The sequence below is a fragment of the Streptomyces sp. WAC06614 genome (assembly GCF_003949795.1).
GTDB lineage: Bacteria > Actinomycetota > Actinomycetes > Streptomycetales > Streptomycetaceae > Streptomyces.
The window spans coordinates 1-1,517 of record NZ_RPRY01000649.1; the positions used below are offsets into that span (position 1 = coordinate 1).

2 protein-coding genes are annotated in these 1,517 nt (G+C 77.3%); both read left to right on the top strand.

All coding sequences use genetic code 11. The annotated features are described in order from the left end of the window. Positions 1-16: 16 nt before the first annotated feature. Positions 17-808 (top strand): ABC transporter permease, encoded by a 792-nt coding sequence (locus EF918_RS35620; RefSeq protein ID WP_125652966.1) that lies wholly within the window; start codon positions 17-19, stop codon positions 806-808. After that, positions 805-1,517, top strand: a 713-nt coding sequence (locus EF918_RS35625) for an ATP-binding cassette domain-containing protein (protein WP_260611009.1), incomplete at its 3' end; no start/stop codon positions are given. The genes EF918_RS35620 and EF918_RS35625, both read left to right, overlap by 4 nt.

The following is a 1,517-nucleotide window of genomic DNA, read 5'->3' on the forward strand; positions in this document are numbered from 1 at the left end:
CGCCAGGGCCCGCACCCTGCGCCGCACCGCACCCGGGGTCCTCCTCGTCCTGCTCGCCCTGTGCGGCCCCTTCCTCGCCCCGCACGCCCTCGACACCCCCGTCACCGCCCCCTACGCACCGCCCGCCGCGGGCACGCTCCTCGGCGGGGACCAGCTCGGCCGGGACGTCCTGAGCCGGCTGCTGCACGGCGGCACCGCCCTCATCGCCGGCGCCCTGCTCGTGGCCGTCGCCGTCACCCTGCCGGCCACTCTGATCGGCTGCATCGCCGTCCTGCGCCCCACCGTCGGCCGCGCCGTCGAGCGCGCCGCGGACGTGGCCATCCTGCTCCCGTCCGTCCTCGGCATCATGCTCGTCGCCCTGGCCTGGCCCGGCGGCGGGCGCGGCGCCGTCGTCGTCGCCGCGACGGTCCTCGGCACCCCGTACGCCGTCCGCGTCGTCGCCGGCGCGGCCGCGCCGGCGGCCCGCTCGGGCTATGTCGAGGCCGCCGTCATCCGGGGCGAGGGGCTCGCGTACCTCGCCTTGCGCGAGCTGCTGCCCAACCTCCGCGCCACCGTCCTCGCCCTGTTCGGGCTGCGGTTCGTCGAAGGCGTCTACGTGATCGCCATGGCCGGCTTCCTCCAGATCGGCCCCCGGCCACCGGCCGCCGACTGGGCGCTGATGGTGCGGGAGAACGCCCCCGGCGTCCTGCTCAACCCCTGGGCCGTCCTCGCCCCGAGCCTCGCCATCGCCCTCCTCGCCCTCACCGTCAACCTCGCCTCGGCCTCGTCGGCCGCCCACCCCGCGCACCGGGCGGTGACCCCCTCGTGAACGACTCCGCACCCCTGGCGGAACCCCGGGCCGAACCCCGGGCCGTGCTCACCGACCTCGCCATCGGCTTCCCCGACGGCCCCGTCCTCCTCCGGCCGACCTCGATGGTCGTACGCGCCGGCCGGGTCACCGCGCTCACGGGTGCCTCGGGCTCCGGCAAGACCACCCTGCTGCGCGCCCTCGTCGGCCACCTGCCGCCCGGCGCCGTCATTACCGGCGGCACCCTGGACGTCCTCGGGCACCACCCGCCCACCCTCCGCCCCGACCTGCTGCGACAGCTGCGCCGCTCCCGCGTCGCCTACGTCGGACAGGACCCCGGATCGGCCCTGAACCCGAGGATGAAGGTCCGCCGCCTCGTCGCCGAACTGGCCCCCGACCGCAGCGACTCCACGGTCCTCGGCCTCCTGCGCGAATGCCGCCTCCCGGTCGACGACGGCCTCCCCGACCGGCGGCCCACGGCCCTGTCCGGAGGCCAGCAACGCCGGGTCGCCCTCGCCCGGGCCCTCGCCCGCACCCCCGACGTCCTGCTCCTGGACGAGCCCACCGCCGGACTCGACACCGCCGTGCGCGACGAGATCGCCGCACTGCTGCGCAGCCTCGCCGCCGGCCGGCGGCTCGCCGTCGTGATGGCCTCCCACGACCAGGACCTCGTCGACTCCTGCGCCGACCACGTGGTCCGCCTCACGGCCGTCGCCACCAGCCCGCGGCC